The sequence below is a fragment of the Microbacterium sp. BF1 genome (assembly GCF_019279095.1).
Taxonomy (GTDB): Bacteria; Actinomycetota; Actinomycetes; order Actinomycetales; family Microbacteriaceae; genus Microbacterium; species Microbacterium maritypicum.
This window is the reverse complement of record NZ_JAGYWT010000473.1, coordinates 1-1889: the sequence shown is the minus strand read 5'-3', so window position 1 is coordinate 1889 and position 1889 is coordinate 1. Positions and strand designations below refer to the sequence as shown.

General features: G+C 67.7%; 2 protein-coding genes. Both read left to right on the top strand.

Annotated elements, in window-relative coordinates; all coding sequences use genetic code 11:
* On the top strand, window positions 1–303 hold a 303-nt coding region (locus KZA10_RS13800; protein ID WP_218683164.1), incomplete at its 5' end, for a DUF2252 family protein.
* A 120-nt stretch (window positions 304–423) separates the two neighbouring features.
* Window positions 424–1680: an MFS transporter gene (locus tag KZA10_RS13795; RefSeq protein WP_256934860.1), complete on the top strand. Its 1257-nt coding sequence runs from the start codon at window positions 424–426 to the stop codon at window positions 1678–1680.
* The last annotated feature ends 209 nt before the right edge of the window (window positions 1681–1889 follow it).

Sequence of the window (1889 nt, the reverse complement as noted above, 5' to 3'; positions counted from 1 at the left end):
TTCTACGTGCGCCAGCTGCACGACTGGAAAGGCGGGATCGATCCGGAGACGATGACTCCGCGCGGGGCGACGCTGTATGCGCGCATCTGCGGCGAGACCCTCGCCCGAGGGCACGCCAGGAGCGGGGACCGCGTCGAGGTCGCCGGGTATCTCGGTCGCGGGCGGGCATTCGAGGAGGCCGTCTGCGTCTTCGCCGACACCTACGCCGATCAGAACGAACGCGACTTCACGAGCTTCCGCGCCGCGCTCACGGCGGGGAGGCTCCCCACGAGGGGATCCGCTCCCTCGAAGGAGTCGCCATGAAGCGCTGGGGTGTCATCGCCGTCCTCGGATCCGCGCAGTTCGTGATGGTGCTCGACGGCACCGTGATGAACGTGTCGATCTCGACGGTGGTGTCCGACCTCGACACCACCGTCGACCGCGATGCAGGGCGCCATCACCTTCTACACCCTCACGATGGCCGCGTTCATGCTGTTGGGCGCGAGGCTGGGCGACGTGTGGGGTCGTCGCAGGGCGTTCGTGATCGGGTCGTGCGTGTACGCGGCGGGCTCGCTGATCACTGCGTTGAGCCCGAACGTGCAGTTCCTCTTCCTCGGCTGGTCGATCGTCGAGGGGCTGGGTGCTGTGCTCGTCATCCCGGCCATCGCGGCGCTCGTCACCGACAACTACCGGGGAAGCGAGCGCATCACGGCCTTCGCGATCATCGGCGCCGTGTCCGGAGCGGCCGTCGCAGCGGGACCCCTGATCGGAGGATTCGTCACGACGTACTTCGACTGGCGCTACGTGTTCGCCGCCGAGGTGCTCATCATGATCGGTGTGGTGCTGTGCGCCCGGATCGTCACGGATCCGACGCCACGGCAGAGCGTGCGCATCGATCTCCTCAGCGTCGCCCTGTCCTCGATCGGACTGGTCGCGGTGGTGTTCGGGATGCTGCAGAGCAAGACCTGGGGATGGGTGCTTCCGCTGAATCCGCCCACCATCGGCGACGTCGCCATCGCACCGCTCGGCATCTCCCCCGCCGCCTGGTTCATCGTGCTCGGCATCGTGCTCCTCGCACTCTTCTTCTCCCGCCAGCGTCTTCTCGAGAACCTGGGCCGCTCTCCGCTCATCCACGTGGGCATGTTCTCGATCACGTCGCTGCGCAGCGGGCTCTTCGTGCTCGGAGCGCAGTACACGGTGACGGCGGGGCTGTTCTTCATGGTGCCGGTCTATCTGCAGATGACCCTCGGCCTCGATGCACTGGAGACCGGCGTCCGGATCTTCCCGCTCTCGATCGCCCTCGTGCTGTTCTCCATCGTCGGCACCCGGCTCTCGCGCGTGCTCTCGCCACGCATGATCGTGCGCATCGGGCAGGTGTCCCTCGTCGTGAGCGCCGTCATCCTGCTCGGCTCCGCGACGATCGACCTGCGCAGCGTGTTCTTCGCGACCGGGATGTTCCTCGCCGGAGCAGCCCTCGGACTGCTCGCCTCGCAGCTGGGGAATGTCAACATGTCGAGCGTGACGGAGAAGGAGACGAGTGAGGTGGGCGGGCTCCAGGGCGTGTTCCAGAACCTCGACTCGTCGCTGGGGACGGCGCTGATCGGCTCGATCCTCATCGGCGCCTCCTGTCGCTGTTCTTCTCGAAGGGGATACCCCGGCACGAACGACGCCCACCTGCGACGCACCCCGACGACCGGGTGACCCCGGGGCGGCGCGGGAGTCGTGGGGCACGAGATCGTCCGACTCCATCGCCGTTGTCCTCGGGATCGGCGAGGATGAGGAGCATGACGATCGTCTCCGCGCCGCGCATCGAGCACCACCGGGATCCGCTCGGCATCGGCGAGAGCCGCCCCCGTCTGAGCTGGAGGCTCTCCGGCGCACCCGACGGCTGGCGCCAGGAGCGGTATGCG

Excerpts from the sequence above, each read along its gene's own strand:
- KZA10_RS13795 (WP_256934860.1), top strand. The coding sequence starts at position 424 with ATGCAGGGCGCCATCACCTTCTACACCCTCACGATGGCCGCGTTCATG.